23 protein-coding genes and 2 pseudogenes are annotated in these 25,583 nt (G+C 60.0%); 19 read left to right on the top strand and 6 right to left on the bottom strand.

Annotated elements, in window-relative coordinates; genetic code table 11:
- Positions 1-417 precede the first annotated feature (417 nt).
- Positions 418-2,157 (top strand): glycoside hydrolase family 127 protein, encoded by a 1,740-nt coding sequence (locus MUN79_RS15930; RefSeq protein WP_244673666.1) that lies wholly within the window; start codon positions 418-420, stop codon positions 2,155-2,157.
- Positions 2,112-2,468: a hypothetical protein gene (locus tag MUN79_RS15935; protein WP_244673667.1), complete on the top strand. Its 357-nt coding sequence runs from the start codon at positions 2,112-2,114 to the stop codon at positions 2,466-2,468. The genes MUN79_RS15930 and MUN79_RS15935 overlap by 46 nt, the downstream gene beginning before the upstream one ends.
- Positions 2,469-2,550: 82 nt before the next feature.
- Here MUN79_RS15935 and MUN79_RS30130 read toward each other — a convergent pair whose 3' ends face one another.
- From MUN79_RS30130 to MUN79_RS15955, 5 genes are all read right to left on the bottom strand, one after another.
- The gene (locus MUN79_RS30130; protein ID WP_262922877.1) at positions 2,551-2,967 is read right to left on the bottom strand and encodes a family 43 glycosylhydrolase; all 417 of its coding nucleotides are present in this window, start codon (positions 2,965-2,967) and stop codon (positions 2,551-2,553) included.
- Positions 2,928-3,545 (bottom strand): family 43 glycosylhydrolase, encoded by a 618-nt coding sequence (locus MUN79_RS30135; protein ID WP_262922878.1) that lies wholly within the window; start codon positions 3,543-3,545, stop codon positions 2,928-2,930. Before MUN79_RS30135 ends, MUN79_RS30130 begins: the two co-directional genes overlap by 40 nt.
- A gap of 127 nt (positions 3,546-3,672) precedes the next feature.
- Positions 3,673-3,873 carry a hypothetical protein gene (locus MUN79_RS15945; protein WP_244673668.1) on the bottom strand — a complete coding sequence of 67 codons (201 nt, stop codon included), beginning with the start codon at positions 3,871-3,873 and terminating at the stop codon, positions 3,673-3,675.
- Between the two features lie 5 nt (positions 3,874-3,878).
- A complete protein-coding gene (locus MUN79_RS15950) occupies positions 3,879-4,655 on the bottom strand; it encodes a glycoside hydrolase family 43 protein (protein WP_244673669.1) in 777 nt (258 codons plus the stop codon).
- A 12-nt stretch (positions 4,656-4,667) separates the two neighbouring features.
- On the bottom strand, positions 4,668-6,779 hold the full coding sequence (locus MUN79_RS15955) for an alpha-L-arabinofuranosidase family protein (RefSeq protein ID WP_244673670.1): 2,112 nt from the start codon (positions 6,777-6,779) through the stop codon (positions 4,668-4,670).
- A 396-nt stretch (positions 6,780-7,175) separates the two neighbouring features.
- On the opposite strand from MUN79_RS15955, the gene MUN79_RS15960 reads away from it, so the two are divergent.
- Both MUN79_RS15960 and MUN79_RS15965 read left to right on the top strand, forming a co-directional pair.
- Positions 7,176-8,225, top strand: coding sequence for a LacI family DNA-binding transcriptional regulator (locus MUN79_RS15960; RefSeq protein WP_244673671.1), 1,050 nt, complete (start codon positions 7,176-7,178; stop codon positions 8,223-8,225).
- Positions 8,226-8,624: 399 nt separating this feature from the next.
- The gene (locus MUN79_RS15965; protein WP_244673672.1) at positions 8,625-10,130 is read left to right on the top strand and encodes an NCS1 family nucleobase:cation symporter-1; all 1,506 of its coding nucleotides are present in this window, start codon (positions 8,625-8,627) and stop codon (positions 10,128-10,130) included.
- A 1,275-nt stretch (positions 10,131-11,405) separates the two neighbouring features.
- Here the strand turns inward: MUN79_RS15965 and MUN79_RS15970 are convergent.
- Positions 11,406-11,654 carry a DUF551 domain-containing protein gene (locus MUN79_RS15970; protein WP_244673673.1) on the bottom strand — a complete coding sequence of 83 codons (249 nt, stop codon included), beginning with the start codon at positions 11,652-11,654 and terminating at the stop codon, positions 11,406-11,408.
- A 347-nt stretch (positions 11,655-12,001) separates the two neighbouring features.
- On the opposite strand from MUN79_RS15970, the gene MUN79_RS15975 reads away from it, so the two are divergent.
- From MUN79_RS15975 to MUN79_RS16030, 15 genes and pseudogenes are all read left to right on the top strand, one after another.
- A complete protein-coding gene (locus MUN79_RS15975; protein WP_244673674.1) occupies positions 12,002-12,532 on the top strand; it encodes a hypothetical protein in 531 nt (176 codons plus the stop codon).
- Positions 12,533-12,827: 295 nt separating this feature from the next.
- Positions 12,828-15,137 carry a TonB-dependent receptor gene (locus MUN79_RS15980; protein ID WP_244673675.1) on the top strand — a complete coding sequence of 770 codons (2,310 nt, stop codon included), beginning with the start codon at positions 12,828-12,830 and terminating at the stop codon, positions 15,135-15,137.
- A 199-nt stretch (positions 15,138-15,336) separates the two neighbouring features.
- Complete coding sequence (locus tag MUN79_RS15985; RefSeq protein ID WP_244673676.1) at positions 15,337-16,221, top strand: heme/hemin ABC transporter substrate-binding protein; 885 nt, start codon at positions 15,337-15,339, stop codon at positions 16,219-16,221.
- Complete coding sequence (locus MUN79_RS32375; protein ID WP_262922879.1) at positions 16,218-16,868, top strand: iron chelate uptake ABC transporter family permease subunit; 651 nt, start codon at positions 16,218-16,220, stop codon at positions 16,866-16,868. The genes MUN79_RS15985 and MUN79_RS32375 overlap by 4 nt, the downstream gene beginning before the upstream one ends.
- Positions 16,820-17,293 carry a FecCD family ABC transporter permease gene (locus tag MUN79_RS32380; RefSeq protein WP_262923067.1) on the top strand — a complete coding sequence of 158 codons (474 nt, stop codon included), beginning with the start codon at positions 16,820-16,822 and terminating at the stop codon, positions 17,291-17,293. The genes MUN79_RS32375 and MUN79_RS32380 overlap by 49 nt, the downstream gene beginning before the upstream one ends.
- Complete coding sequence (locus tag MUN79_RS15995; RefSeq protein WP_244673677.1) at positions 17,286-18,071, top strand: heme ABC transporter ATP-binding protein; 786 nt, start codon at positions 17,286-17,288, stop codon at positions 18,069-18,071. Before MUN79_RS32380 ends, MUN79_RS15995 begins: the two co-directional genes overlap by 8 nt.
- Before the next feature lie 403 nt (positions 18,072-18,474).
- Positions 18,475-19,109 (top strand): annotated as a pseudogene (locus MUN79_RS16000) ((2Fe-2S)-binding protein).
- A gap of 120 nt (positions 19,110-19,229) precedes the next feature.
- On the top strand, positions 19,230-19,727 hold the full coding sequence (locus tag MUN79_RS16005) for an FAD binding domain-containing protein (protein WP_262922880.1): 498 nt from the start codon (positions 19,230-19,232) through the stop codon (positions 19,725-19,727).
- Complete coding sequence (locus MUN79_RS30150; RefSeq protein WP_262923068.1) at positions 19,718-20,209, top strand: FAD binding domain-containing protein; 492 nt, start codon at positions 19,718-19,720, stop codon at positions 20,207-20,209. The genes MUN79_RS16005 and MUN79_RS30150 overlap by 10 nt, the downstream gene beginning before the upstream one ends.
- 47 nt (positions 20,210-20,256) lie before the next feature.
- Positions 20,257-22,218 carry a xanthine dehydrogenase family protein molybdopterin-binding subunit gene (locus tag MUN79_RS16015; RefSeq protein WP_262922881.1) on the top strand — a complete coding sequence of 654 codons (1,962 nt, stop codon included), beginning with the start codon at positions 20,257-20,259 and terminating at the stop codon, positions 22,216-22,218.
- Positions 22,140-22,586: a molybdopterin cofactor-binding domain-containing protein gene (locus MUN79_RS30155; RefSeq protein ID WP_262922882.1), complete on the top strand. Its 447-nt coding sequence runs from the start codon at positions 22,140-22,142 to the stop codon at positions 22,584-22,586. The genes MUN79_RS16015 and MUN79_RS30155 overlap by 79 nt, the downstream gene beginning before the upstream one ends.
- Before the next feature lie 316 nt (positions 22,587-22,902).
- Positions 22,903-23,058 (top strand): annotated as a pseudogene (locus tag MUN79_RS31870) (XdhC family protein); the annotation flags it as partial.
- Positions 23,059-23,111: 53 nt separating this feature from the next.
- Entirely contained in the window at positions 23,112-23,537 is a 426-nt protein-coding gene (locus tag MUN79_RS16020; RefSeq protein ID WP_244673678.1) for an XdhC family protein, read from the top strand.
- On the top strand, positions 23,528-24,661 hold the full coding sequence (locus MUN79_RS16025) for an NTP transferase domain-containing protein (protein ID WP_244673679.1): 1,134 nt from the start codon (positions 23,528-23,530) through the stop codon (positions 24,659-24,661). The genes MUN79_RS16020 and MUN79_RS16025 overlap by 10 nt, the downstream gene beginning before the upstream one ends.
- 343 nt (positions 24,662-25,004) lie before the next feature.
- Positions 25,005-25,412, top strand: a complete 408-nt coding sequence (locus MUN79_RS16030; protein ID WP_244673680.1) for an HU family DNA-binding protein — start codon at positions 25,005-25,007, stop codon at positions 25,410-25,412.
- Positions 25,413-25,583 lie beyond the last annotated feature (171 nt).

A 25,583-nucleotide genomic window follows, 5' to 3' on the forward strand; every position in this document is an offset into this window, starting at 1 on the left:
GCAACAAATGCCTGAAAGCCGCAACGTTTCGATGAGGTTTTTGACCAACTGCTGGCGGCCACTACCTGGCTTGGCTGACGTTGCGCAACTTGCCGCAACGCAAAATCAAGCCTCCGCAACATTCCTGCACCAGCGGGCTCTGTGGCTCATGAGCTGGAGCAGCAGTTTCAGGCCTGCTATTGGGCCAAATATAGGCGGAAAAGCGGTTTAAAGTACGTGGCGGTGGATAGCAGCTCAACTTGTTTTCTTCGGCCATCAGCCGCAATGCACCCAAGCCGCTGGCTGCTTATAGACCCGCCTGGGGTTCTGGTTTGGTCGTTTGTCCGCCGCCACGGGGCCAAGCTTTCACGTTTATAATTCTCAAAATGTAAGCCGGCGGCCCATCATCGTTTTTCTCTTTTCTCTCTTGCCTTTGCTATGAAAAGCCTCGTTCCTGCTTTGTTAATGGCCGGTTTGCTAAGCGCGCCGGCCCGGGCCCAAACCCTCAAACGCTCCGACTACCCGATTCAGGCCGTGTCGTTTACCAAGGTCAAGCTGGCGGATACCTTCTGGCTGCCCCGGCTCAAGACCAACACCGATGTGACCATTCCGGCTTCGTTTCAGCGCTGTGAGGCCACCAATCGGGTCAAGAACTTCGAAATGGCCGCCGCCCGGCAGGGGAAGTTTGCCACCATCTTTCCCTTCGACGACACCGACATCTACAAAACCATCGAAGGCGCCTCGTACTCGCTCAAGCTCTATCCCGACGAAGAGCTGGACCAGTACATGGATGAGCTGATTAAGAAGGTGGCCGCAGCCCAGGAGCCCGACGGCTACCTTTACACGGCCCGTACCATCGACCCGGCCCACCCGCACAACTGGGCCGGGCCGGAGCGGTGGGTGAAGGAGCGGGAGCTGAGCCACGAGCTCTACAACTCGGGCCACCTCTACGAGGCCGCCGTGGCCCACTACGAGGCTACCGGCAAGAAAAACCTGCTCACTATTGCCCTCAAGAATGCCGATCTGGTGTGCTCGGTATTCGGGCCGGGCAAGCGGGCCGTGGCGCCCGGCCACGAAATCGTGGAAATGGGTCTGGTGAAGCTCTACCGCGTCACGGGCAAGCCCGAGTACCTGAGCACCGCCAAGTTTTTCCTCGACCAGCGGGGACAGTTTAAGGGCTACGACCCCAAAAGCCCCGATGCCTGGCGCAACGGCTCCTACTGGCAGGATCATAAGCTCGTGGTAGACCAGAAAGAAGCCGAGGGCCACGCCGTGCGGGCCGAATACCTGTACTCGGCCATGGCCGACGTGGCCGCCCTCACCGGCGACCAAAAGCTGCTGGCGGCCGTGGACAGTATCTGGCAGAACATGGTCAGCAAGAAGCTCTACGTGACCGGCGGTACGGGCGCGGTGCCGGGTGGGGAACGGTTTGGGGGCAATTACGAGCTGCCCAACACCACGGCCTACAACGAAACCTGCGCCGCGGTAGCCAACATCTACTGGAACCAGCGCATGTTCCAGCTCCACGGCGAGGCCAAATACGTGGACGTGCTGGAAAAAGTGCTCTACAACGGCCTGATTTCGGGCGTGGGGCTGGATGGCAAGTCCTTCTTTTACAGCAACGCCATGCAGGTGAAAAACAGCACGAGCTTCCCCCAGACCGAGCCCCAGCGCGCCGGCTGGTTCGACTGCTCCTGTTGCCCCACCAACCTGGCCCGCCTCATGCCGTCTTTGCCCGGCTACGTGTATGCCCAAAACGGCCGCGACGTGTACGCCAACCTGTTTATCAGCGGCACCACCAATTTGCTGGTCAACCAGAAGCCCGTGCGCATCACACAGCAGAACAACTACCCCTGGCAGGGCGACCTGAAATTCACCGTGAATTCCGCGGCTACTACCGACTTCAATCTGCTGGTGCGCCTGCCCGGCTGGGCCCGCGGTGAGGCCGTGCCGTCCGATTTGTACCGCTTTGCTACCCCTACTGAGCCGAAAATCAACATCCGCGTCAACGGGCAGCCGGTGGCGTATACCACCCGTAACGGCTACGCAGTGCTGGCCCGCAAGTGGCGCAAAAACGACGTGGTAGAAGTGCAGCTGCCCATGGACGTGCGCCAGGTGGTAGCCAACCCAAGGTGCAGGACGACCTGGGCAAAGTGGCCCTGCAGCGTGGACCGGTAATGTACTGTGCCGAGTGGAAAGACAACGGCGGCAAGGCCAGCAACCTGATTGTGCCCGCTGTTACCACGTTCACGGCCCGCTTTCAGCCCCAGGTGCTCAACGGCATCATGCAGCTCCAGGCCACCGTGCCCGCTGTGCAGCTCGACGCGGCCAACACTAGCATCAGCACCACGCGCCAGACCATGACGGCCATTCCCTACTACGCCTGGGCCAACCGCGGCAAGGGCGAAATGACCGTCTGGTTTCCCCAGCAGCTCACCGACGTAGACCTGATTTCTCGCCAGCCCCAGGAAGTAACGGTAGGCAAGTAACAGTTGCGCCGCAATGAAAAAGCCCCGTGGTAGCATTACCACGGGGCTTTTTTTACGATTCTCTATTCACCTTTCGGCCAGCTCAGGGCTGTACCACCGGCCAGCCGGCGGCGTCCCAGGTAAGCTTTTCAATCCGGAGCTTGGAGTGGCCTTTGTCGGCCGCGTCGTAGCCGTGAAACACGAGGTAATCCTGATTGTCGAAAGTATACACCGAGTTGTGGCCCAGGCCAAACCAGTTTTTGTCGCCGACCAGCACTGGGGTGCCGCCGCCCTGGTCCAGGGCCACGCCGGCCCGGTCCACAAATGGGCCCGTCACGGATTTGGAGCGGCCCACCATGATTTTGTAAGTGCTCTGGGGGCCGCGGCAGCAGTAGTCGAACGAGGTGAACAGGTAATAGAAGCCGTTTTTGCGGAAGATAAACGGGGCTTCGATGGCGCCGTCGCCGGGCAGGGAGTCGTTCAGTTTGGGGTCCCGGGGCGGCGGGCCAGGGTGCGCCACTGCTCGGGCTGGGCCGGGGCTTTCAGGTCGGGCCGCAGCTTTACCAGCTTGATGCCCTCCCAAAACGAGCCGAAGCTAAGCCAGGGCGTGCCGGCCTCGTCCCGAATCAGGTTGGGGTCAATGGCGTTCCACATATCCCGCCCCGGCACCGACTGAATTACCCGCCCGTGGTCGATCCACTTATAGTCGGGCGACTTCGGGTTCAGGGTTTTATTCGTGGCCAGCCCGATGCAGGAGGTGTTTTTGCCAAAGGCGGAAATCGAGTAAAACAGCGAGTACACGCCGTTGTGAAACGAAATGTCGGGGGCCCAGATGTGGTTGTTCTGGAAGCCCGGCACGGCCTGTACTGCCCAGGCCGGGGCCTGGGCAAATACCGGCTGCTCCCGCGTCCAGTTCAGCCGGTCCTTCGACGACCACACCGCAATGCCCGGCCCGGTCCCGAACATGTAGTACGTGCCGTCCTGCCGGATCAGCACCGGGTCGTGGGCCCCAATCAGCGGCGGCGCGGTCTGGGCCTGGGCCCCAAGCACGGTGAGCAGTAAAACCAGGCACCAGAGCTGGCTAAGAGAGAAGCGCATACGGCTGGGGTGGGCGGGAAGTGACTTGCCCAAGCGCTGAGCCCGGGCAAGTCCGTTGAGAAATCTTCGTGGAAAGCATGCTCGTCAGCTCGAAGCGTCGGTCTGAAAAAGGTGGTAAAAACCGGCTCTACTTCACGGGCTGCACGCCTTCGGTGGTCATTACCACGCGCTTCATCGTGCCGTCCTTGTTGTATTCCAGCTTGTCGATGCAGACGGAGCGGCGGAAAGAGCTCCCGTCGGTGGGGATGCTGCCGTTGTGGTAGATGAAGTAGCTCTGGCCCTTAAAGTCGATGATGGCCTGGTGGTTGGTATTGGAATTGCCGGCCACCTCGTTTAAAATGCCCTTGAACTCCCACGGCCCTCGATGCTGCGGCTCATGGCGTAGGCAATTTTCTCGGGAAACTGGTAGGCGTAGCTCAGGTAATACCAGTTGCCGCGCTTGTGCACCCACGGCGCCTCCGTGAACTTGGGCAGCGTGGTCACCTTGTTGATGGGCCCGTCCAGTTCGGTCATATTGGGCTTGAGCTTGGCCCAGTAGCAAATCGTGTTGCCCCAGTACAGGTAGGCCTGGCCTTTCTCGTCGACAATCACCGTGGGGTCAATATCGTCCCAGCTGATTTTGGCCTCGGTGGTCATGTCGTTGGTAATCAAGGCCGAGCCCCGGGCGTCTTTAAACGGACCAGTGGGGCTGTCGGACACCGCCACGCCAATGGCTTTGCCGGGAATGGAACCGTGCTCCACGGCGGCATACCAGTAAAACTTACCGTTCCGCTCTATCACCTGCGAGGCCCAGGCGTCGTCCTTGGCCCAGGCAAAAGCCTTGACGTTGAGCGGGGAAGGGTGCTCTTTCCAGGTCACCATGTCCTGGGAGGAGTAGCAAAGCCACTCGTGCATCACGTAGCGCTCCTGCCGGGCCGGAGCTTCATCGTGGCCAGCGTACAGGTACACCGTGCCCTTGTGCACCAGCGCGGCCGGGTCGGCCGTGTATTTGTCTTTGATAATCGGGTTGCCGGCCACGGGTTCGGGCCGGGCCTGGGCCTGCGCCGCCGTTGGCAGCAGTGCCGGGGTCAGCAGCAGGCAAATCAGGCGGGCTAAGGTGTTGATTGTCATGACTGCCAAGGCTTAGCGCTTGCCGGGAATGCGCAGCACCGTGAATGAATTCGGGGCCAGCGTGTAAGTCAGGTTGGCCGAACTTACCTTGAACGACTCGTCCTTGGGAGCCACGTTCAGGGGCTGGTCCAGGGTATTCACGGCGTTCAGGTCATTGCTAGCCAGCACAGTAGCCTTGCCGGTTTTGCCCAGCTTTTTCACGCCCTGCAGGTTGATGGCCACGGGCCGGGCCTCAGGGGAGTAGTTGATCAGCTTCACCACAATTTCCCCGGTTTTGTCGTCGGCCACGGCGCTGCTGAACAGGTTGTCCTGCCCGTTTTGGCCGTTATCGGCGCGCTGCACCGGCAGCATGGTGGTGCCGGGGTTGGTGGAGTACATTTTCTGCACGTAGTAGTTGGGCGTCCCGTAAGCGCGCAGGTTGTCGAACCAAATCATGTCCGGCGTCCACTGCCAGGCGTCGACGTGGGCGAACAGCGGGGCGTAGGAGGCCATAATCACTTTGTCGGCGTTGCGCTCCAGCCCCGTCATAAAGGCCGCTTCCGAAAGGGCGCAGTCCCAGCTGTTTTTGTTGTCGGGGCTAGCAATGCCCACGCTCTGGGCCGCGTACTCGCCGGCAAAAATCTTGGAGCCGGTGGTGGGGTAGTTGTCGTAGCGGCCCACGTTTTTGCGGAACCACTCCGGACTGGCGTAGTAGTGCTCATCAATCACCTCGGCCTTCAGTTCGCGCAGGCGCTTGGTGGCTTTGTCAAACAAGTCCCCGTCGGGGCTGGGGCCTACGCTGGACACGATGTTGATGCCCGGATACTTGGCTTTCAGGGCCTTAGCAAACGGCTCGTAGCGCTCCAGGTACTGCGGGCCCCACTGCTCGTTGCCGATACCGATATACTTCAGGTCGAAAGGCTTCGGGTGGCCCATGGCCACGCGCTTGGCGCCCCAGGGGCTGCTGGCCGGACCGTTGGCAAATTCCACCAGGTCCAGGGCGTCCTGAATAAAGGTTTCCAGCGTGGGGTCGTCATCGGCGTGATTATGGGCCGGCACCTCATTCACGCTCGGTCCGCCGGCAGCCGTGGTTATGGGGGCCAGCTCCGAGGAGTTGAACTGGCAGGCCATGCCCACGTTCAGAATCGGCACGGGCTCGGCCCCAATGTCCTCGGAAAGCTGGAAATACTCGAAAAAGCCCAGGCCAAACGACTGATAATAGTCCGGGGTGGAGCGGTGGCGGAACTCCATGTTCCAGCGGTTCACCAGCGGCACGCGGGAGGCCACGTCGCCGATGGTTTCCTTCCACTGGTAGCGCTCCGTCAGGGTGCGGCCCTCCACGATGCAGCCGCCGGGAAAGCGCAGAAAACCCGGGTTCATGTCCTTGAGCAGCTGCACCAGGTCGGTGCGCAGGCCGTTTTCGCGCTTGTTCCAGGTGTCTTTCGGAAACAGCGTTACCACGTCCATGTCCAGCGTGCCGGCCCCGTCCAGGGTCAGCTTGAGCCGGGCCTTGGCCGCCGTCCCCGCCGACTTGAGAACCACGGTATACTTCTTCCAGTCGGCGGTGAGGCCCGTAATCTTGGTTTGGGCCAGCACCCGGCCCGAGGGGCTTACTTCCGGGCCGGCACCGCGGCCACCTTCCTCTTCCAGGGTCACGTTCAGGCCGCTCACACTGCCCAGGCCGCGGCGCAGGTACACGGAGAAAGTATATTCCGCATTCTGCTTGATACCCATGCCCCGGAACCCTTCGTTGATCAGGCCCGCGTCGGGGCTGGCCGTTTTGGCCGTGAGGCGCACAAAGTGGTTGTTGGTGGCGCTAATCGGCTTTTCGCTGCTGACCGTGTAGGTTTCCAGGGCCGCTGCCCCGCGAATAGCGTTCCAGCCAATAAAGTGTTGCCCGGGAATCTCAAACGACTTGTTCTTGACCAGCTCGGGGTAGAGGCCCCCGTCGGCGGCGAAGTTGATGTCTTCGAAAAACAGGCCGTACATCGTTTTGGCGATGGGTGCTCCGGGCTTGTTGACCTGCACGGTAATGGTATTAGCCGCCGTCGGCTTGGTTTGGGCTAGGGCCGGAGCCAGGCTCAGCGTGCACAGGGCCGCGCTGCTAGCTAACTGCACAAATCGGGTGGGGGAAAAGGTGGGCATAGAAGAAGATGAAGTGAGCGAAAGGAATTCCGGGCCCTGAAAAGGCCAGATCAGAAGGACATAGAAAAAGCCGGTTTTGCCAAGCCAGCCGCGCAGGTTAGGTGAGGACGACTAAACAACTGGCACAATCGATTGTGTAAAGTAAAAAGAAAAACGCAACATGCTCGTCTTTGCCGCTAAAATTTACTGGTACTGCTGGGGTTTGTCTTCGCTCAGCCTTGAGTTGATAAGTCGTTTTACCAACCCAAAATTATGGAATAGTACCCGCTAAGGCCGGTTTTGTATTGCCGGATACTATATAATACTATCTTTACACAAAGCATTGTGTAGTCTATTCCCTCTATGGCGCCCCGAAAAAAACAAGCCCCGGCCCCAATTTCCTCTAGTCCCGTGTCGATGGCCGACCTTGCCCGGGAGCTGGGCGTGTCGATGACGACAATTTCGCGGGCCCTGAGCGACCATCACAGCATTGGGCCAGCCATGAAGCAGAAGGTGCTCAAGCTGGCCAAAAAGTATAACTACCAGCCCAACCGCCTGGCCTCAGCCCTGCGCAAAGGCAAAAGCCAGCTCATCGGTATTATCGTGCCCTATATCGAAGGCCGCTTTTTCCCGTCGGTAGTGCACGGTATCGAAACGGCGGCTAGCAAAGCAGGCTACAACGTGATTATCTGCCAGTCGAACGAGGACGTAGCCCAGGAGCGGCGCAACCTCGAAATCTTGCTCAGCGCCCAGGTCGCGGGCATCCTGGTGTCGTTGTCGCGCACAACCCTCGACGTGCGCCACTTCGAGAAAGTACGCAGCCGGGGCTTGCCGCTGGTGTTTTTCGACCGGATTGTGGAGGGTGACAACGTGAATGCCGTGGTGCTCAACGACCAGGAGGGGGGCTACCTTTCCACCCGCCACCTGCTAAGCCAAGGCTGCCGCCGTATTGCCCACCTGGCCGGTCCCCAGCACCTGAATATCTACAAAAACCGCCGCCAGGGCTACCTCGACGCGCTTCGAGAAGCCGGCATTGCCGAGGATGAGCAGCTGATTCACTACGCCGACATGAGCCAGGAGCAGGGCTCCACGGCCATGCGCCAGCTGCTGACCTTGCCCGAGCCGCCCGACGCCGTGTTTGCCGCCGGCGACTACAGCGCCCTCGGAGCCATGCAGGAAGCCCGGCGTCAGGGCCTGCGCGTGCCCCAGGACATGGCTATTACTGGCTTCAGCAACGAGACCTTCACGCTTATCACTGAGCCGGCCATGACCACCATCGACCAGCGCTGCGAGGAAATGGGCCAGGCCGCCGTGCGGCTGCTGCTGGAGGTAATCGACGCGGGTGGAGCCCCATTTACGCCCCGGCAGGTGGCCTTGCGACCTGAGTTGCTGGTTCGCACTTCCTCCGTACGCCAAACGGAGCCCGAACTGGTAGCCCGGAGCTATACCAGCACCTTTGTCCCGTAGCAGTTTCACTTCCGTTTTCTTGCCCGGTGCTAAGGCCTGTTGCTTTGGTAGCTACTATTCGGGCGCGGCTGCTTGTCAGCGCCTGGCTACTTAGGAGTCGTGCCGGAAATCGGGTTAGTAGCTAAATGGGGGGCGGTTGCCGAGCCACGTCCTTCCGGGTAGCTTTCTAGGCCTTAAGTCGGAAGGAACTCGACGCGTATTGGTTTCTAAACTGTGTTATCGGGGAGCTGCAAAAGGGAGGATAAAAGGCGGTTAAGTGCCTAATTCTTCTAGCTTTAAGGAGTCAAATACGTCTGTCTTCTAGGCGGGCTGGAAGGTCGCGGTGCAGTTGCGGCGGCGGCCCGCAGGCTTGGGTGGAGGAGGGCGTAGCGTTTTCTCTTTTTGCCTAACCGTACCCTTATGCCTGCACCTCTACCCAGTGCCGTCCGGACTGCTGACCCGGGCCTCAGCAGTGAAGATCTGGCCCCTATTGCCCCAACGGAGCGTAGCTGGGGTACCGGCAACTACGCTGCCCTCTGGATCAGCATGAGCCTGTGCATCCCGACCTACATGCTGGCCAGCTCCCTGATTGAGGGCGGTATGAACTGGTGGCAGGCGCTGCTGACCATCTTTCTGGGCAACTCCATCGTGCTGGTGCCCATGCTGCTCAATGGCCGGGCGGGCGCCAAGTATGGCATTCCGTTTCCGGTGCTGGCCCGGGCTAGCTTTGGCGTGCGTGGGGCCAACGTGCCGGCTCTGCTCCGGGCCCTGATTGCCTGCGGCTGGTTTGGCATTCAGACCTGGATTGGGGGTTACGCACTGTATCAGATGGGTGTGCTCTGGCTGCCAGGACTGGCTACATTGCCGGCCGTGTTTCCAACTTCCTGGGCCCTGGCCACGGGACCAGCCATCACGTTTGTGCTGTTCTGGCTGCTCAATATGTACGTGGTACACCTCGGGGTGGAAAGCATCCGCAAGCTGCTGGTGTTCAAGGCGTTTTTTCTGCCGGTTGCCGCCCTGGCCCTGCTGTGGTGGGCCATTTCGGCCGGCCATGGGCTGGGTCCGATTCTGGCTCAACCGTCCAAATTTGCTTCCAGCGCAGCTTTTTGGGCGTTCTTCTTTCCCTCCCTGACTGGTATGGTGGGCTTTTGGGCCACGCTGTCCTTGAACATTCCCGATTTCACCCGCTACGCCGTTAGTCAGCGGGCCCAGCTGCTGGGGCAGGCCCTAGGCTTACCATCTTCCATGACGGTTTTCTCTTTTGTGGGCGTGGTCGTCACCTCGGCTACCTTCGTGATTTACGGCAAAACCATCTGGGACCCGGTCGTGCTGGCCGGCAAGTTTGACAGCAAGCTGCTGGTGAGCGTGGCCATGCTGGCCGTGGCCCTCTCGACATTGGCAACCAACATTGCGGCCAACATCGTGAGTCCGGCCAACGACTTTGCCAACGTGTCGCCCGAGCGGATTTCGTTTAAAACTGGGGGCTACATTACCGGCGTGCTGGGTTTGCTGATTTTTCCCTGGAAGCTCATTGCCGACCCTTCAGGCTATATTTTCACCTGGCTGGTGGGCTATTCGGGCCTGCTCGGGCCCATTGGCGGCATCATGCTGGCCGACTACTACCTGCTGCGCAAAGAGTACCTCAATGTGCCTGAGCTGTACCAGTACCAGGGCCAGTATACCTACCGGCAGGGCTATAACCTGCGGGCCCTAGCGGCACTTGTCGTTGGTATTCTGCCCAATATTCCGGGCTTTCTGGCCGCCGTCGGCGCGGTCGACAAGCAAACCCTTTGGCCCGCCCTGGTTGCCCTCTACTACTACGCCTGGTTTGTCGGCTTCTTCGTGTCGGGCGGCGTGTATCTGCTGCTCATGGCTCAGGAGAAGCGGGCTGGAGTATCTTCTCCGCTGGAGGTAGCACAAGGCTAAGTGCTGCCCATATGCCCTTCCGGTCGGGAACTGAAGCTAACCGGTGTATTCCTGCCCAGGCAAAGCGGACACTTATTAATCCCTGATCTTCTACCCTGATTGGTGCTGTTTCTTGGATTGGCTCAAAATTATGGTAAGAGTCTGTCCTGGGGTTACCATCGTACCCCAGCCCGACCTTTTCTGGGATAGGGTCATTAATTTTGTGATTTTTAGAGTCAGTAGTAAATTATTGTAAATCAAGGCGCTACTTAAAAGGTGAGTAAGCACTTACTAAAAATTTATACGATGATAGTGCAACTGTAAAACCTGTTGCTTAATATTGTCCCAGTTATCAGCCAGCTAATCCCCCCGGCTGGCTGATAATTAAAATTCCCACGCCCTGTTTACCGGATGAACCCCACCCCATCTGGCAAGTACTACTGAGAAATCAACCGGCTCTCCCACTCAGCAAGTTGACCTATCGGTATCCCAAAATTCGTAGTCGGCCGAATCGGTGTTCCACTGATTCGGCCGGTTTGTTTTTAAGCCAGCCGAAACTACGGTTGAGTTAGTCCTCACCTTTGGTGTAGATTAGGAAGAGTACTTGCAGTTGGCAACGACAGTTTCCAGTGCTATTGGCGGGCGCATCAGCGTGAATTCTGTTTCTGATGCCGTGCTCTAGCTACATGCAGCAAGCAGTAGGAGGGAACCCAGAGTTACAGTAAATAAAGTCAGCCTCTTGCTAGGCTCAGTTCCGGAAAGTAAGGGCACAAAAAAAGGCGCCCCACCCGGAACGCCCTTTCAATGAATCGTGACCGGCGAAAATTCCCACCCAACGCCAGTCCGATCCTTTATCAGTAAGCCGTGGCTAACTCCTCTACTAGGTAGCTACTCCACGAATTTATTCTTTAAAGAAGGTTGAATAACGGGGCTCCAATTAAGCTCAACGGTTATCAAACCCGAGAACCAGACAGCGGTGTTTTTGTGCCTTGTTCTATAATACTAAGGTAGGGGGAGTAAACACCGGATTCCACTACTATTTTTGCCACTTATGGTACTGTATTGACCGAATTATTGGCAGTAACTATACCTTTCTTGGTATTGTGGTAATAATTGCTGCTAAAATTACAATTTTGCTGGCATTCTGGTCTTAGAAAGACCTTGAACAGACCAGTGGGCTTTCGTGCGAGAAATGCCGCAGCTGCTTGTGGCAGCAAGACTCCAGTGCGGCGACCAATACGTCAGTCAATAGCGTATTGGGTAAGGCACGCCGGCTGCATACGTATATAGTGCAGCTTAGGTTGGGTTAGTCAACTCTGGTGGGGCGGGCAAGGGCATCCAGTGCGTAACGCCTTTTACGTAACGGTCGACGCCGCGCGGATCCGGAGTAACAAACATATGCGCCGATTTAGAGGCGTTGGTCGGCTTGTAGGTAGCTACCGTTATTTCCAGCCAGGAAGTAGGAACGTATACCAATACTTGCTGATTAGGCTGGGGCAGCTGCTGAGCACGGGCAATCCATAGTGGGGTAGTAACAGGGGGCATAACCTTGCGGAACTAATGAGCTGCAAAATTACACCGGCGCGGAGTTAGAAAGGCCGCAAAGTTTTCCTGTGCGCATTACTCTATTGTTGTTTGTCCTTGATGCGTAATAAGTTAAAAAATTCTGAGGCCGAATAAATAGATTTTAGAGGCCGGTGGAGGTGTTTTTAGGTAGTCCTTGGATAATCTCAGCTGATATTTTACGCTCTAGTCTGGCCTTAGAAGGCGTTACTAGTGGGAGGATTGGATATTAAAATAAGATTAAATAAAGCTAGGTGCAGTGAAAGCTTTTGCGGTATTTTTGTTTACATCACCGCTTTTCTTGCTCCTTGAGGCAGCTTACTTCTCTTGTGCTCCTGTTGTTGTTCGTCTACAACCTGGTAGGGTTCTACCCGGCTTATACGTGGCGGCAGCACCAGTTTCGGCAGCAGGCAGAGCAACAGCGCCGGGCCCAGCTGCCCGATGACGCTTTGGTGCAAATTCGGGTAGCCCGCCACGAAGCCCCCGGCACGGCACTGCAGTGGCAGGAGCAACATGAGTTTCGGTGGCGCGGCAAGCTCTACGACGTGGTACGCCAGCACGCCGACGCGGATAGTATTACCTATTTCTGTTGGCACGACCAAGGTGAGGAAAAGCTGCTGGCTGGGCTGCAAAAGCACGTCGAGCAGATTTCCCACCCCAGTGCCTCTGCTGGGAAAACGGCCAAGAAGCTGTTCGACCACCTGTTTAAGCTGGCCTTTCTGCCTCCGCCTTCCCAGCAGGCACCCGCAGTAGTTTTACCGGACCCCCTACGACAGTACCGGCCCTGGCGGGCAGCTACGCTGCATCCGGTAGCCGCCGTGGTAGTGCCGCCACCGGAGCCGGGTCGGGCTACGGCCTGAAGGCCCCTTTTCGCCTGCGCTGGGCGAGTATACCCTGTACCGCCTTTAGGTAGTGCCGGTATAGCTCTGCCTTATTCTGAGCTTAGGGCGCAACAACAGGCTGCTTGCCTTTAGAGCTGCCCCAAAGCAGGGTAGCCTAGGCGTGGGCTCCAACCTCATTTTCCTGGTAAGCCCGGACTTGGCTGCTGGCAGGCAACTTCTTGCCCCGGCCAAAGCTCGGGCCACCCCCGCCAGCTTGTGTAGCGGCGGGTGCTAACTCATTGGCCCCAGGTGGGCCGCAACCTCTTTGCATTTCATGAAACCACTTATAACCCGTATGCTCCTGCTGTGGGGCTTACTTTTCCTGAGCACGGGCGCCTTTGCGCAGTATACCACGGCGGGCACCGTCGTCGACCAGCAGACCCGCCAGCCCCTGATAGGCGCCGTGGTAGCGGCCAGCACGGCCACGGCTGCCACTACCGATAAGGACGGGCATTTTCAGCTGACTTCCACCGAAGAGCTGCGCACCGTGAAGGTGCAGTATCTGGGCTACGTGGCCCAGGATGTTACCATCAAGCCCAGTAATGCCAGCTCCCTGACCATTGCCCTGGAGCCCTCTAACACGGGACTGAGCGAAGTGCAGGTGGTGGGCTACGCCACCGAAAAAAAGCTGCTCGAAACGCCTGTGGCCCTGAGCGTGGTGACGGAAAAGGACCTGCAGCGCAACAACACCATCTTTCTGCAGAACACCCTAAACCAGGTGCCCGGCGTGCGGATGAACGTGCGCAGCGCCGCCTCGCAGTCCAACCTGGTGATACGCGGCATCGGTAGCACTTACGGGCGCTTCAGCATCCGGGGCATCAAGCTGTATCAGAACGGGATTCCGCTGTCGGAAGCGGATGGCACGACTTCGCTCGATGATCTGGACTTCACAACCATTGGCCGCATGGACGTAATTAAAGGCCCGGCATCGAGCATTTACGGCGCTACCCTGGGCGGCGTCGTGTCGTTTCAGACCCGCAAGGCCGCGCCCGGTACGAGCATTAATCTGGGTACCGTGGTGGGCAAGTACGGTTTGTTCCGGACCAACACCGGCATCGGTATCGGCACCGATAAGGTCAACCTGCTGGTAAACTACGGCCACCAGGAAACCCGCGGCTTCCGCGACGACCACTCCAACAGCCGCAAGGACTTCGTGACCGTAGCCGGCGACTTTTACGTGAGCGACAAGCAGACGGTGAGTGTGCTGGGTACCTACACGAACCAGCACGACAACTACGCCGGAGAGCTGGACAGCACCGACTTTTTTACGAACTATACCAAGCTGGCGCCCGCCTATAAGCTCAAGGACGTGGGCGTGGACGCGGAAATCACCCGTCTGGGTTTGACCCACACCTACCGCTTTACCAGCAACTTTGTGAACACCACGAGCTTGTTTATGAGCACCTCGTACGCGCTGAGCCCCGCGGAGCCGAGCTTCGCCCACACCCAGCGCGGTAAGCGCGGCGTGCGCAGCGTGTTTACCTACGCCCCCGAACTGAGTGGTTTGCAGACGCGCTTTGCCCTGGGCACCGAGTATATTTCCAACCAGGACAACAACAAGCGCTACGGCATTACGGCCCTGGGCGCCTCGACGGCCCTGACTTCCGACCAGGAAATCCGCGCAACTCAGCTCAACACCTTTGCCCAGGCCGAGGCTTCCATTACCGAGCACACCACTCTTACCGTGGGGGCCAGCTACAACGTGGTGACCTACGACATTCAGGACCTAATTCCCAAGACGGCTCCCGCCCTGAGCCTGACCGGCTACAAGCAGTTCAAGCCCGTCGTGACGCCCCGCGTAGCCTTGATTCACACCTTTAACGACCAGTTCTCGGTATTTGCCCAGTACAGCACCGGCTTCTCGCCGCCCATCAGCAGCCAGATTTCGTTGTCGACCGGCCCGATTAATCCCGACCTCAAGCCCGAAACCAACGCCAACTTCGAGCTGGGTTCCCGCGGCAGCATTCTGGCCAACAAGCTCAACTACGACGTGACGGCCTTCCACATGCAGGTGAAAAACGGTCTGGTGTCGCAGACCAACGCCGACAAGGTGACCTACTTCGTCAACTCGGGCGAGTCGGAGTACAAGGGCGTGGAGGTGGCCTTGTCGGGCAACCTCGTGGACGCCGAAAAAGCCGGCTTACTGACCCAGGTGCGGCCCTTCGTGAGCTACACTTACACCGATGCCGAGTTCAAGTCTTACCAGCTGGCTGCCAATGACTTCAGTGGCAAGCAGGTGCCCGGCACGTTCAAAAACCTTTTTACCGGCGGCCTTGACCTCGAAACCAAGGTGGGCGTGTACCTGAACCTGACCTCGCAGTACACCGACCAAACGCCGATGGCCGACAGCAACAACCGCTTTGCCGCTGCTTACTGGCTGTTTAACAGCAAGGTAGGGGCCCGCGGTAAAATTGCTGGCCACCTGAGCTACGACGTATTTGCCGGCCTCGACAACCTCACCGACAAGCACTACGCCGTGTCCATTGCCTTGAACCAGGCCACGCCCGTGAAGGCCCCAACCTTCTATAACCCCGGTATGCCCCGCAACTGGTACAGCGGCGCCAACCTGAGCTACACTTTTTAAAGGTTAGACCCCAGAACGTCATGCTGAGCATGTGGCGCATCAAGCCAGGACTGAGGCATCTCGCTTGCAATGGTAATCAAGAATTACTGTGACGGGAGAGATGCTTTGACTTCGCTCAGCATGACGTGCTTTTTCAACAACGTCAGCACGCGAGATGTCTCGCGTTGGCTCGACATGACGTTCCTACGACCATCAATCAATGAAAAAAGTCCTGTACGCAACCCTGTTGCTGGCCTCAGTGGCCTGCAACCGGTTTCGCAACGAAGATAAAACCGCCGCCGACGCGCCCGGCAAGGAGCGCATCGTGTCGGTGTCGAAGCAGCTCACGGAAATGATTTTTGCCCTCGGCGCCGGCGACAAGCTCGTGGGCGTGGATTTGAGCAGCACCTATCCGGCTGAGGCCAAAAAGTTGCCCACCGTGGGCTACCATCGGTTGCTCAACTCCGAAGGCATCGTGTCGCTGAAGCCCACGGTGGTGTATTCGGATGGCAACGTGGCCCCAGAGGCCGTGATGACCCAGCTGCAGAAGGTGGGCATTCCGGTGAAGGAGTTCAAGCAAACCAAGACCATCGAAGAGGCTTGCCAACTCCTGCAGCAGCTCGGCGACGGGTTCGGCAAGCGGAAAGTAGCCGACAGCCTGGCCCGGCAGCTCACGGCCGACATGGCCACGGCCGCCGCGAAACGCAAGCAGTTTGGTGACCAGCCCGTGAAGGTGGTTATCATTCACTACGGTCTGCAGAAGAACATTTACCTGGCTATGGGCCAAAAAAGCACCGGCACCCAGATGCTGCAGTGGGCCGGCGGAGTGAATTCCATCAACGCTACTGAAGGCATGAAGCCCATCAGCCCCGAGCTGATTGCCGCCGCCCAGCCCGACGTGATTCTGGCCACCGACTTCGGCTTCGACCGGATGGGCGGGCTCGAAAAGTTCAAGACCCTGCCCGGGGTGGCCCTCACGCCGGCGGCCAAGAACAACCGCATCTACCGCGTTGAGGAGCACGATATGGTATACCTGGGCCCGCGCACGGGTCAAAACGTGCTCAAGCTCATGGAATTGATTCACCAGCCTGCTCCCAAGCTGTGAGGCTGAGCGCGGGCCGGGTGCGGCTGTATTTCGGCGGGCTGCTGGCGTTGCTGGTGGTAAGCATCATCGTGTCGGCAAGGCTGGGCGCGGTGGTGCTGACCTTCGATGAAATTGGGGGCTTCGTACTGCAAAGCCTGAGCCTTAGTGCCGGCAAGCCCGACCCCACGGCCATGCTGCACGAGGGCGTGTTTTTCCAGATCCGGCTGCCGCGGGTGCTGCTCTGCGCCGTGGTGGGCGCGGCCCTGTCCGTGTCGGGCACCCTGATGCAGGCCTTGTTTCGCAACCCCATCGTGGAGCCGGGCCTGATTGGCACCTCGGCCGGGGCAGCCTTGGGTGCAGCCGTTGTGTTTGTGCTGGGCGCTTCGATGAGCGGGGTTAATTCCACGTTTCTGGGTCATTTCGTACTGCCCGCCGCGGCCTTTGTAGGCGCTTTGGCGGCTACAGGCCTGGTGTACCGCCTCTCGCGGGTGCAGGGCCGGGTTACGGTGGCGTCCATGCTGCTGGCCGGCATTGCCGTCAATGCCCTGGCGGCCGGGGGCACGGGCTTTCTGGCCTACATTGCCCGCGACCCCAAGCCCGCTCCATCACCTTCTGGAACCTGGGCAGCTTCAGCAGCGCCGACTGGCCCTCGTTCTATATGGTGCTGACGGTGACAGTGGTAGGAGTGGGGCTGGCCTTGCGCTTTGCCAAGGCCCTGAATGCCTTGCAGCTCGGAGAAAACGAGGCTCAGTATCTGGGCATAAATACCCGGCAGCTGCAAACCCGCATCCTGCTGCTCAATACGTTGCTGGTCGCCGTGGCGACTTCCACAGTGGGCGTTATCGGCTTCGTGGGCCTAGTGGTACCCCACCTGCTGCGGCTGCTCCGCCTGGCCGACAACCGCCTGCTGATTCTGGGCTCCAGCCTGCTGGGCGCCATTCTGATGATAATTTCCGACACGGTGGCCCGCACCATCATTGCCCCGGCCGAGCTGCCTATCGGCGTACTCACGGCCTTTATCGGGGCGCCGGTGTTTTTGTGGATGCTTTCCCATTATCAGCAACTCAACCAGCGGGGCGGATTTTATGCTTAGAGCCGATAACGTTAGCTTCCAAATCAAGGACAAGATGCTGCTGCACAACGCTTCGGTGGAGTGCCGGCCCGGCGAGTTTACGGTGCTCATGGGGCCCAACGGGGCCGGCAAAACCACGCTGCTGCGCCTGCTGGCCGGGTTGTATCAGCCCTCGGCAGGGCAGGTACTCTACCACGAGCAGCCGCTGAGCACGTTTTCGACGGCCGAGTTGGCCAAGTCCCGGGCGGTGCTGTCCCAGGAAATCCAACTGGCTTTCCCCTTGAGCGTGGCCGATGTGGTGCTGATGGGCCGCTACCCGCACTTTCAACGCACGCCCTCCGCGCGGGACCACGCCATTGCCCAGCAAGCCCTGGCCGATTTGGGCATGAGTGACTTTGCTGACCGGGACTATTCTACCTTGTCGGGTGGGGAGGCCCAGAAGGTGCAGATGGCCCGGGTGCTGGCCCAAATCTGGGAAGCGCCCGGGCACGGCACCCGCGTACTGCTGCTCGATGAGCCCGTATCCAGCCTCGATTTGCGCTATCAGCATCAGCTCCTGCAGATTGCCCGCGACTTTTCCCGCCAGCAAAGCATTGTAATAGCGGTGCTGCACGATATTAACCTGGCTCTGGCCTACGCCGATAAGCTTGTCTTCATCAAGCAGGGACAGGTGCATACTACCTTACCCGACCCCGGCGAGCTGGATGAGCAGACTTTGCAAGAGGTATTTGGCCTGTCGATGCGCATCATTGCCAACCCGTTTACCCAGAAGCCCCTGGTCGTGTACGCCGACTCGTAGGAGTTTCCGGCGAGAGTCAGGCAACCTGATTTAGCCACAAAAGGGGCACCGCGCGTAGCGGCGCCCCCTTTTGCTTTGTATTCGAAGCTCTTGCCCGGGTTCCCCGCTTAGTGGCTCAGCCGTTTGCGGCGGTACAGCCGTGCACCAACGGCAGCGGGTTTTTACCGTTCTGCTCGTAACCTCAACCATACCCCGGCGTAAGCTACAGGTTGACTTTGTGCAGGTAGGAGCGCAGCCGAAATATGGTCATTGCCCATAACCTGCCGTGCAGTTGGTGGTTAGATGAAGACTTACTGCTGATCCGGAGCCTTGCCTGCAAGGCGTTTCTTGTTGTGTCGAAGCCTTGCTTCGGTGTGCCTGCTGCTGTGTTTTATCCCGTTGGTCATTCGAACCTAGTATTGTCATGAGTCAAGATATTACGGCAGATTCAGCTGCTACTCCGCAGGGTCCCGCGCCCGAAGACGGCACCCGCCGCTCCTTTATCAAGCAGGCCGGCGGCTTTCTGGGCCTGGCCCTGGCGCCGCCCCTCATTAGTCAGGCCGAGCGGCTCACCAAGTTTTCCAAAACGGTGGAGGGCGTCACCAGCCTCACGCTGAAGGTAAACGGCACGGCCCGTACCCTGCAAGCCGAGCCCCGGGTGAGCCTGCTCGACGCCCTGCGCGAAAACCTGGACCTGACCGGCACCAAGAAAGGCTGTGACCATGGCCAGTGCGGGGCCTGCACGGTGCTCGTGGATGGGCGCCGCGTGAATAGCTGCCTTACCCTGGCCATCATGAACCAGGGCAAGGAAATTACCACCATTGAGGGTCTGGCCCAGGGCGAGCAGCTGCACCCCATGCAGGCCGCTTTCCTCAAGCACGACGGCTTCCAGTGCGGCTACTGCACCCCGGCCAGATTATGTCGGGCGTAGCCTGCGTCAAGGAAGGCCACGCCACGACCGACGAACAGACCCGGGAGTGGATGAGCGGCAACCTCTGCCGCTGCGGCGCTTACCCCAACATCGTGGCCGCCGTGCGCGAAGTAGCCGGGAAAGCCTAGGTGGGATAGTGAGGTAGTGAATGAGTGAGTTGTCGTTTGACCCGCGCGAAATGCGCCAAACGCACCACCAGCGCATCTAACTCACCATCTCACCATTTCACCATTTCACCACCCAGAGGGATGAACAACTTCAGCTACACCCAGGCCGCCACGGCCAAAGAGGCCACCGGTCTTCGCAAGGATAAAAAGGACATTGCTTTTATTGCCGGCGGCACTACGCTGCTGGATTTGATGAAGGCCAACATCGAGCAGCACCCGCAGCTGGTCGATATCAATATGCTACCCTTCAAAGGCATTCAGGAAACCAGTGACGGGCTGCGCATCGGGGCCATGGAGCGCATGAGCGACGTGGGCGAAAACCCGCTGGTCGTGCAGCAGTACCCGGTTATTTCCGAGGCCCTGCTGTTGAGCGCCTCTCCCCAACTGCGCAACATGGCCAGCATCGGGGCAACCTGCTGCAGCGCACCCGCTGCGGCTACTTTCGCGACCCGGCTTTTCCCTGCAACAAGCGCAACCCCGGCTCGGGCTGCCCGGCCCAGACCGGCGATAACCGCAATCTGGCTATTCTGGGGGGCAGTGAGGCCTGCATTGCTACCAACGCCGGCGACCTGGCCGTAGCCCTGGTGGCCCTCGACGCAGTAGTAACCTTGGAAAACGCCAAGGGCAAGCAGCGTCGCGTGTCGTTGCTGGAGTTTCACCTGCTGCCCGGCACCACGCCCCAGCGCGAAACCGTCATTGAGCCCGACGAGCTGATTGTGGCCATTACGGTGCCGGCCGCGGCCCACGCCCGGAAGTCGCGCTACGTGAAGGTGCGCGACCGGGCTTCCTACGCCTTTGCCCTGGTTTCGGCAGCGGTAGGGCTCGATGTGCAGGGCGGGCAAATTCGCTCGGCCCGCATTGCCCTGGGCGGGGTGGGTACCAAACCCTGGCGGGCCCAGGAAGCTGAGCAAATGCTGGTGGGCAAGGCGGCTACCGAGGAAAACTTCCGGGCCGCTGCCGCCGTGGCCGTGCGCGGGGCCCAGCCCCGGGAGCACAACCGCTTCAAGGTGGAAATGGTCCAGAAAACGGTAGTGCAGGCCCTGCAGGAGCTTATGGCCTAACCGCCCGGCGTTTTATCCACCTCATTCTTAGCAACGGATTTTCTAGTATGGATACCGAACCAGCTTTCTTCGAAACCAACGCCACGCCGGGCGTCGTGGGCCTGCCGCTCGACCGGGTCGACGGCTTTGCCAAAGTAACCGGGCAGGCCAAGTACTCGGCCGAGTACAAGCTGCCGGGCCTGACCTACGGCGTGCTGCGCACCAGCGAAATTGCCCGGGGCCGGATTCAGAGTATTGATACCAGCGCGGCGGCCCGGGAGCCCGGCGTCATTGCCATCTTGACCCACCTGAACCTGCCCAAGCTGGCCAAAACGCCCAACACCCCCGACGATAAAAAGGCCATTGGCGCGCCCATGGGCTTTCTGCCCCTGACCTCCGACCAGGTGCACTACGCTGGTCAGCCGGTAGCCCTGGTAGTGGCCGACACCATTGAGCGGGCCCTGCACGCGGCTTCACTGGTGAAGGTGCAGTACGCGGTGGAAAAGCCCGTTACCTCGTTTTTGGACCCGCAGGCGAAGATATTCGACCCGGAGAAGGTGCAGGACGGCAAAACGCCCGGCCATACCCGGCGCGGCAACCCCCAGGAAGCCTTTGCCGCCGCCCCCATTCAGCTTACGGCCACCTACGAACACGCCATCAACCACCACAACCCCATGGAGCCCGGCGCCACTACGGCCGTGTGGGACGGCCCTGAGCGGCTGACGGTCTACGAGTCGACGCAGGGGGTGACGCGCACGCAGAAGGCCCTGAGCACCATGCTGGGTTTGCCCACCGAGCAGGTGCGGGTGGTAACCCGGTATCTGGGCGGCGGCTTCGGCTGCAAAGGCTCGACCTGGCCCCATACCATCTTGACGGTGCAGGCAGCCAAAGCCTTGGGCCGGCCCGTGTGCTTGTCCTTGACCCGCCCGCAGATGTTTACCGGTATGGGGCACCGCGAAGACCAACACCAGACCCTCAAGCTGGGCGCGACCAAGGAAGGTAAGCTCACGGCCCTGATTCACGAGAAGACCTCCACGACTTCGCCCTGGGACAACTACGCCGAGCCCAACAGCCGCATTATCAATCTGCTCTATAACTGTCCCACGTTCGAGTCGACCTACCAGCTGGGGCGGGCCAACGTGATGACCTCCACCTTTACCCGGGCCCCCGGTGAGGCTCCTGGTTCCTTCGCCATAGAGTGCTCGATGGACGACTTGGCCTACCAGCTTGGCATCGACCCGCTGCAGATCCGGCTCTTGAACTACGCCGACAAGGACCCCACCAACGGCAAGCCCTGGAGCAGCAAGAGCCTGAAGCAGTGCTACGCCCGCGGCGCGGAGCTCTTCGGCTGGAGCAAGCGCAACCCCCGCAACGGGGCTACCCGCAACGGGAAATACCTGATTGGCTACGGCATGGCCACGGCCAGCTACCCGGTGCACAACAACCAGGGCACGGCCCGAGTGCGCCTCTACGCCGACGGCCATGCCCTGGTCCAAACCGGCGCTACTGACCTGGGCACGGGCACCTACACCGTCATGACCCAGGTAGCGGCCGACTCCCTGGGCATAGCGCCCGACAAAGTCCGCTTTGAGCTGGGCGACACCCGCCTGCCCACGGCGCCCAACTCGGGCGGCTCGGTGGCGGCCGGCACGGTGTCGTCGTCTATCTACATGGCGGCCCAGGACGTATGGCAAAAGCTTATCAAGCAGGCCGTGACGGATAAAAAGTCGCCGCTGTTCCGGGCCAAGCCCGCCGATGTGGTAGTGGAAAAGGGCCGGATGCAGCTCAAAGCCGACAAAACGAAAGGGGAGGACTTCATGACCCTGATGAAGCGCGCCGAAATGGCCGACATTGAGGGTATGGGCAACGGCAAGTACGGGGCTGGCTACGAAACCGGCATGGCCCCGGGCCCGCCAGCTCGGGCCACGAAGACGACAAGGGCGGCCACTCCATGCACTCCTTCGGCACCCACTTCTGCGAGGTGCGCGTCGACCCGGAAGTGGGCACCGTGCGCGTCACGCGCTGGGTGAGTGTGCACGCGGCCGGCCGCATTCTAAACGCCAAGACGGCCCGCAGCCAGATTATCGGCGGCAGCATCTTCGGCATCGGCGCGGCCCTGATGGAGGAAACCTTCCGGGACCCCAACCTAGCCCGCTACACCAACGCCAGCCTGGGCGAGTACCACATTCCCGTCAATGCCGACATTCCCAACATGACCGTGGAGTTCATCGAGGAGCACGACCCCTACATCAACGCCATGGGCGTGAAGGGCATCGGCGAAATCTCGATGGTGGGCGTGGCCGCCGCTGTAGCCAACGCCGTATTCCACGCCACCGGCAAGCGCATCCGCAGCCTGCCGATTACCCCGGATAAGGTGATGAACAGTCTGGCTGTGTAAGGGTGTTCTTGCCAAAGCTAGGAACCTAGAAACCTAATTAATAGAGCGAAAGAGTTAGTTCCCCTCCTCAGATGAGGAGGGGTTAGGGGAGGTTGAAACAGGTGAACGACTTTTTAGAACTAGTTATAGTAGCCGTTCAACGCTCCGGTCAACCACCCTAGCCCCTCCTCATCTGAGGAGGGGAACTAGCTTTTCTAACTCTACCCTCTAGCTTTCCTAGCTCTTCAACCTAGCTTCTAACTCTGCCTCAAGGCAGCTTTAGCGTACCCTGTGCAGCTTTTGCCCGTACTAGCTAGTCAGTACGCTTTTACCTCTTATGAACGAATTACAACGTCTTATCCTCGCCTACGACGAGCACCGTGCTGCTGGCCGGGCCTGCGCCCTGGCCTCGGTGGTGGATGTGGCCGGCTCGGCCTACCGCCGGCCCGGGGCCCGTATGCTCGTCACCGAAGACGGGCAATTAACTGGGGCCATTAGCGGGGCTGCCTGGAGGGAGATGCCCGCCGCCGGGCCCGCCAAACGATATTGCAGGGCCGCCCCACGGTGGTTACCTACGACTCGACCGACCCCGAAGACGACCTGCAGTTCGGGGCAGCGCTGGGTTGCCAGGGCATCGTGCAGATCTTGCTCGAGCCCCTCGACTTCCAGAACCCCGACAACCCACTGGAGCTGCTGCGCCGCTGGGCTGCGGGCGTGGAGGCTCCCGCCGTGGTGGCTACCGTGTTTAGCCTGAGCGGTACCGCCGCCAATGCCCAGGTCGGGGAGCGGCTGTTGCTGACTTCGCAGGGAGAGGTGGAAGGCAGTCTGCGGGAAAGCTTCGAGCTGTATTCAACCATTCTGACCGAAGCCCGGGCGGCGTTGGCGGCTGGTCAGCCGGCCACGCGGCACTTTCCGCTCGGGGCTGCCACGGTGCGGGTGAGTCTGGAGATACTGCGGCCCCGGTGCGCCTGACGGTGTACGGGGCCGGCAACGACGTGCAGCCGGTGGTGCGCCTGGCGACCGGCCTGGGCTGGCGGGTGCAGGTCGTGGATGGGCGACCCAACCAAGCCCAGGCCCTGCGCTTTCCCGAGGCCGAAACCGTGCGGGTGCTGCCCCTGGCTCAGGTAGAACAGGAGCCCTACGACCGGAGTTTCGCCCTGCTGATGACCCACAACTATTACTACGACCTGGCCGTGCTGCGCCACCTGCTGGCTGGTCCCGCGCCCTACATCGGCCTGCTGGGGCCGCGCAAGAAATACGACCGGCTGCTGGAAGACCTCAGACAAGACGTGCCCAACGCTGCCGAGCAGCTCGCCGGCCGGCTCTACAGCCCCATTGGCCTGAACCTGGGGCCGAGACGCCCGAGGAAATTGCCCTTTCCATTGTGGCCGAGATTCAGGCGGTGCTGGCCGGGCGGCCCGCGGGCTTCTTGCGCGACTCGCCCCACCCGATTCACCCGCCCCTGCAAGCCAACGGCCCGCTGGTGGCCGAGGGGCGCACCACGGCCGCCTGTGACCTCTGATAACGCCCTGATTCTGCTGGCCGCCGGAGCTTCCACCCGCCTGGGGCAGCCCAAGCAACTGCTGCACTACCAGGGCCAGACCCTGCTGCGCCGCGCCGCCCAAACCGCCGTGACGGCCGCCCAGGGCGGGTCGGTGCTCGTCGTAACCGGGGCCTTGCACGCCGAGCTGCTGCCCGAATTAGCCGGCCTGCCGGTGCGGGTGGTGCAGTGCGCGGAGTGGGAGCGGGGTATGGGCGCCTCGCTTAAAACCGGCCTGGCGGCCCTGGAAACTGCTCGTCCGCTCACAGTCGTTACTGTTTTGCTCTGCGACCAGCCCCACGTCACGCCCGAGCTGCTGGCCCAGTTGCGCCAAGCACAGGCTACTTCCGGCCAGCCCATCGTGGCAACGGAGTACGCCGGAGTGCGGGGCGTGCCGGTGCTCTTCGCAGGAGCGGCGCTGCCCCTGCTGCGCACCCTGCCCGATGCCGCCGGGGCCGCCCAGCTGCTGCGCCGCCACCCCAAGCTGGTCGCCGCCGTGCCCTTCGCCGCCGCCGCCGTGGATGTAGACACCCCGAGCAGTACCAGCAGCTGCTAGCCACCAACTCCCCATCTCTGTCATCCTCCCCCGCTTGTCATCCTGAGCACAGCGAAGGACCTTCCTCACTTAACCCACTGCGTCTTATACCGATGTGACAAAGCCCTTCACTACACTTGTGGTACAGGGCTTTATTTCGTTGAAGAGAACTTGTCACGAGGAGGAGGAAGGTCCTTTGCTGTGCTCAGGATGGCAGGTGATTTTGTGAATTGTTATGATAATGGCGAAGAGTTGGAGGATATGTAACTACTGATTGAAAATATCTTAATCAAAGGGGCTATGTGTTGAATATTATATAAATAGCTCCCGCTATATTACTAGCTCATCTTTAACCCTTTTACCTATGCCTATCGAATATTCTCTGGCTGAGCGCGGCAACCCCGCCAAGCCCAACGAAGCCAAGAAGTTTTATGCTAGTGCCAAAAGCACGGGCGAAACCACCGTCCGCGACTTAGCGGAGCGTATCAGCGACATTTCCACGGTGAGTACGGTCGACGTAATGGCCGTGTTAGAAGCCTTGTTCCAAACCGTTCCGCGCGAACTTACTAGTGGCCGTATCGTGCGCATGGGCGAGTTTGGCTCTTTTCGGGTGACGCTACGCGGCGAAGGAGCCGAGTCGGTGAAGACCTTCGATGCCAGCCTTATTACCGATGTAAACGTAAGCTTCAACCCAGGCCGGCTCTTCGACCTAGCTATGCAAGGCGCCCAGCTACGCCGCTCGGAAGTAGATAAGCTCAACGGCGCGAAGTAACCCAGAAATCGACGGGACCTTTTTCAAAAAGGTCCCGTCGATTTTTAAAATCGTCCTGTCCATTTTTAAAATCGACGGGACGATTTGCGCAAACGGACGGCTCCGTTTGGTTTAGCACTCTGCGGGCCTGCCAAATCCGGCAGGCCCGTTATTTTTGGGGCCGGGCCACTT

The sequence above is a fragment of the Hymenobacter cellulosilyticus genome (assembly GCF_022919215.1).
Lineage (GTDB): Bacteria > Bacteroidota > Bacteroidia > Cytophagales > Hymenobacteraceae > Hymenobacter > Hymenobacter cellulosilyticus.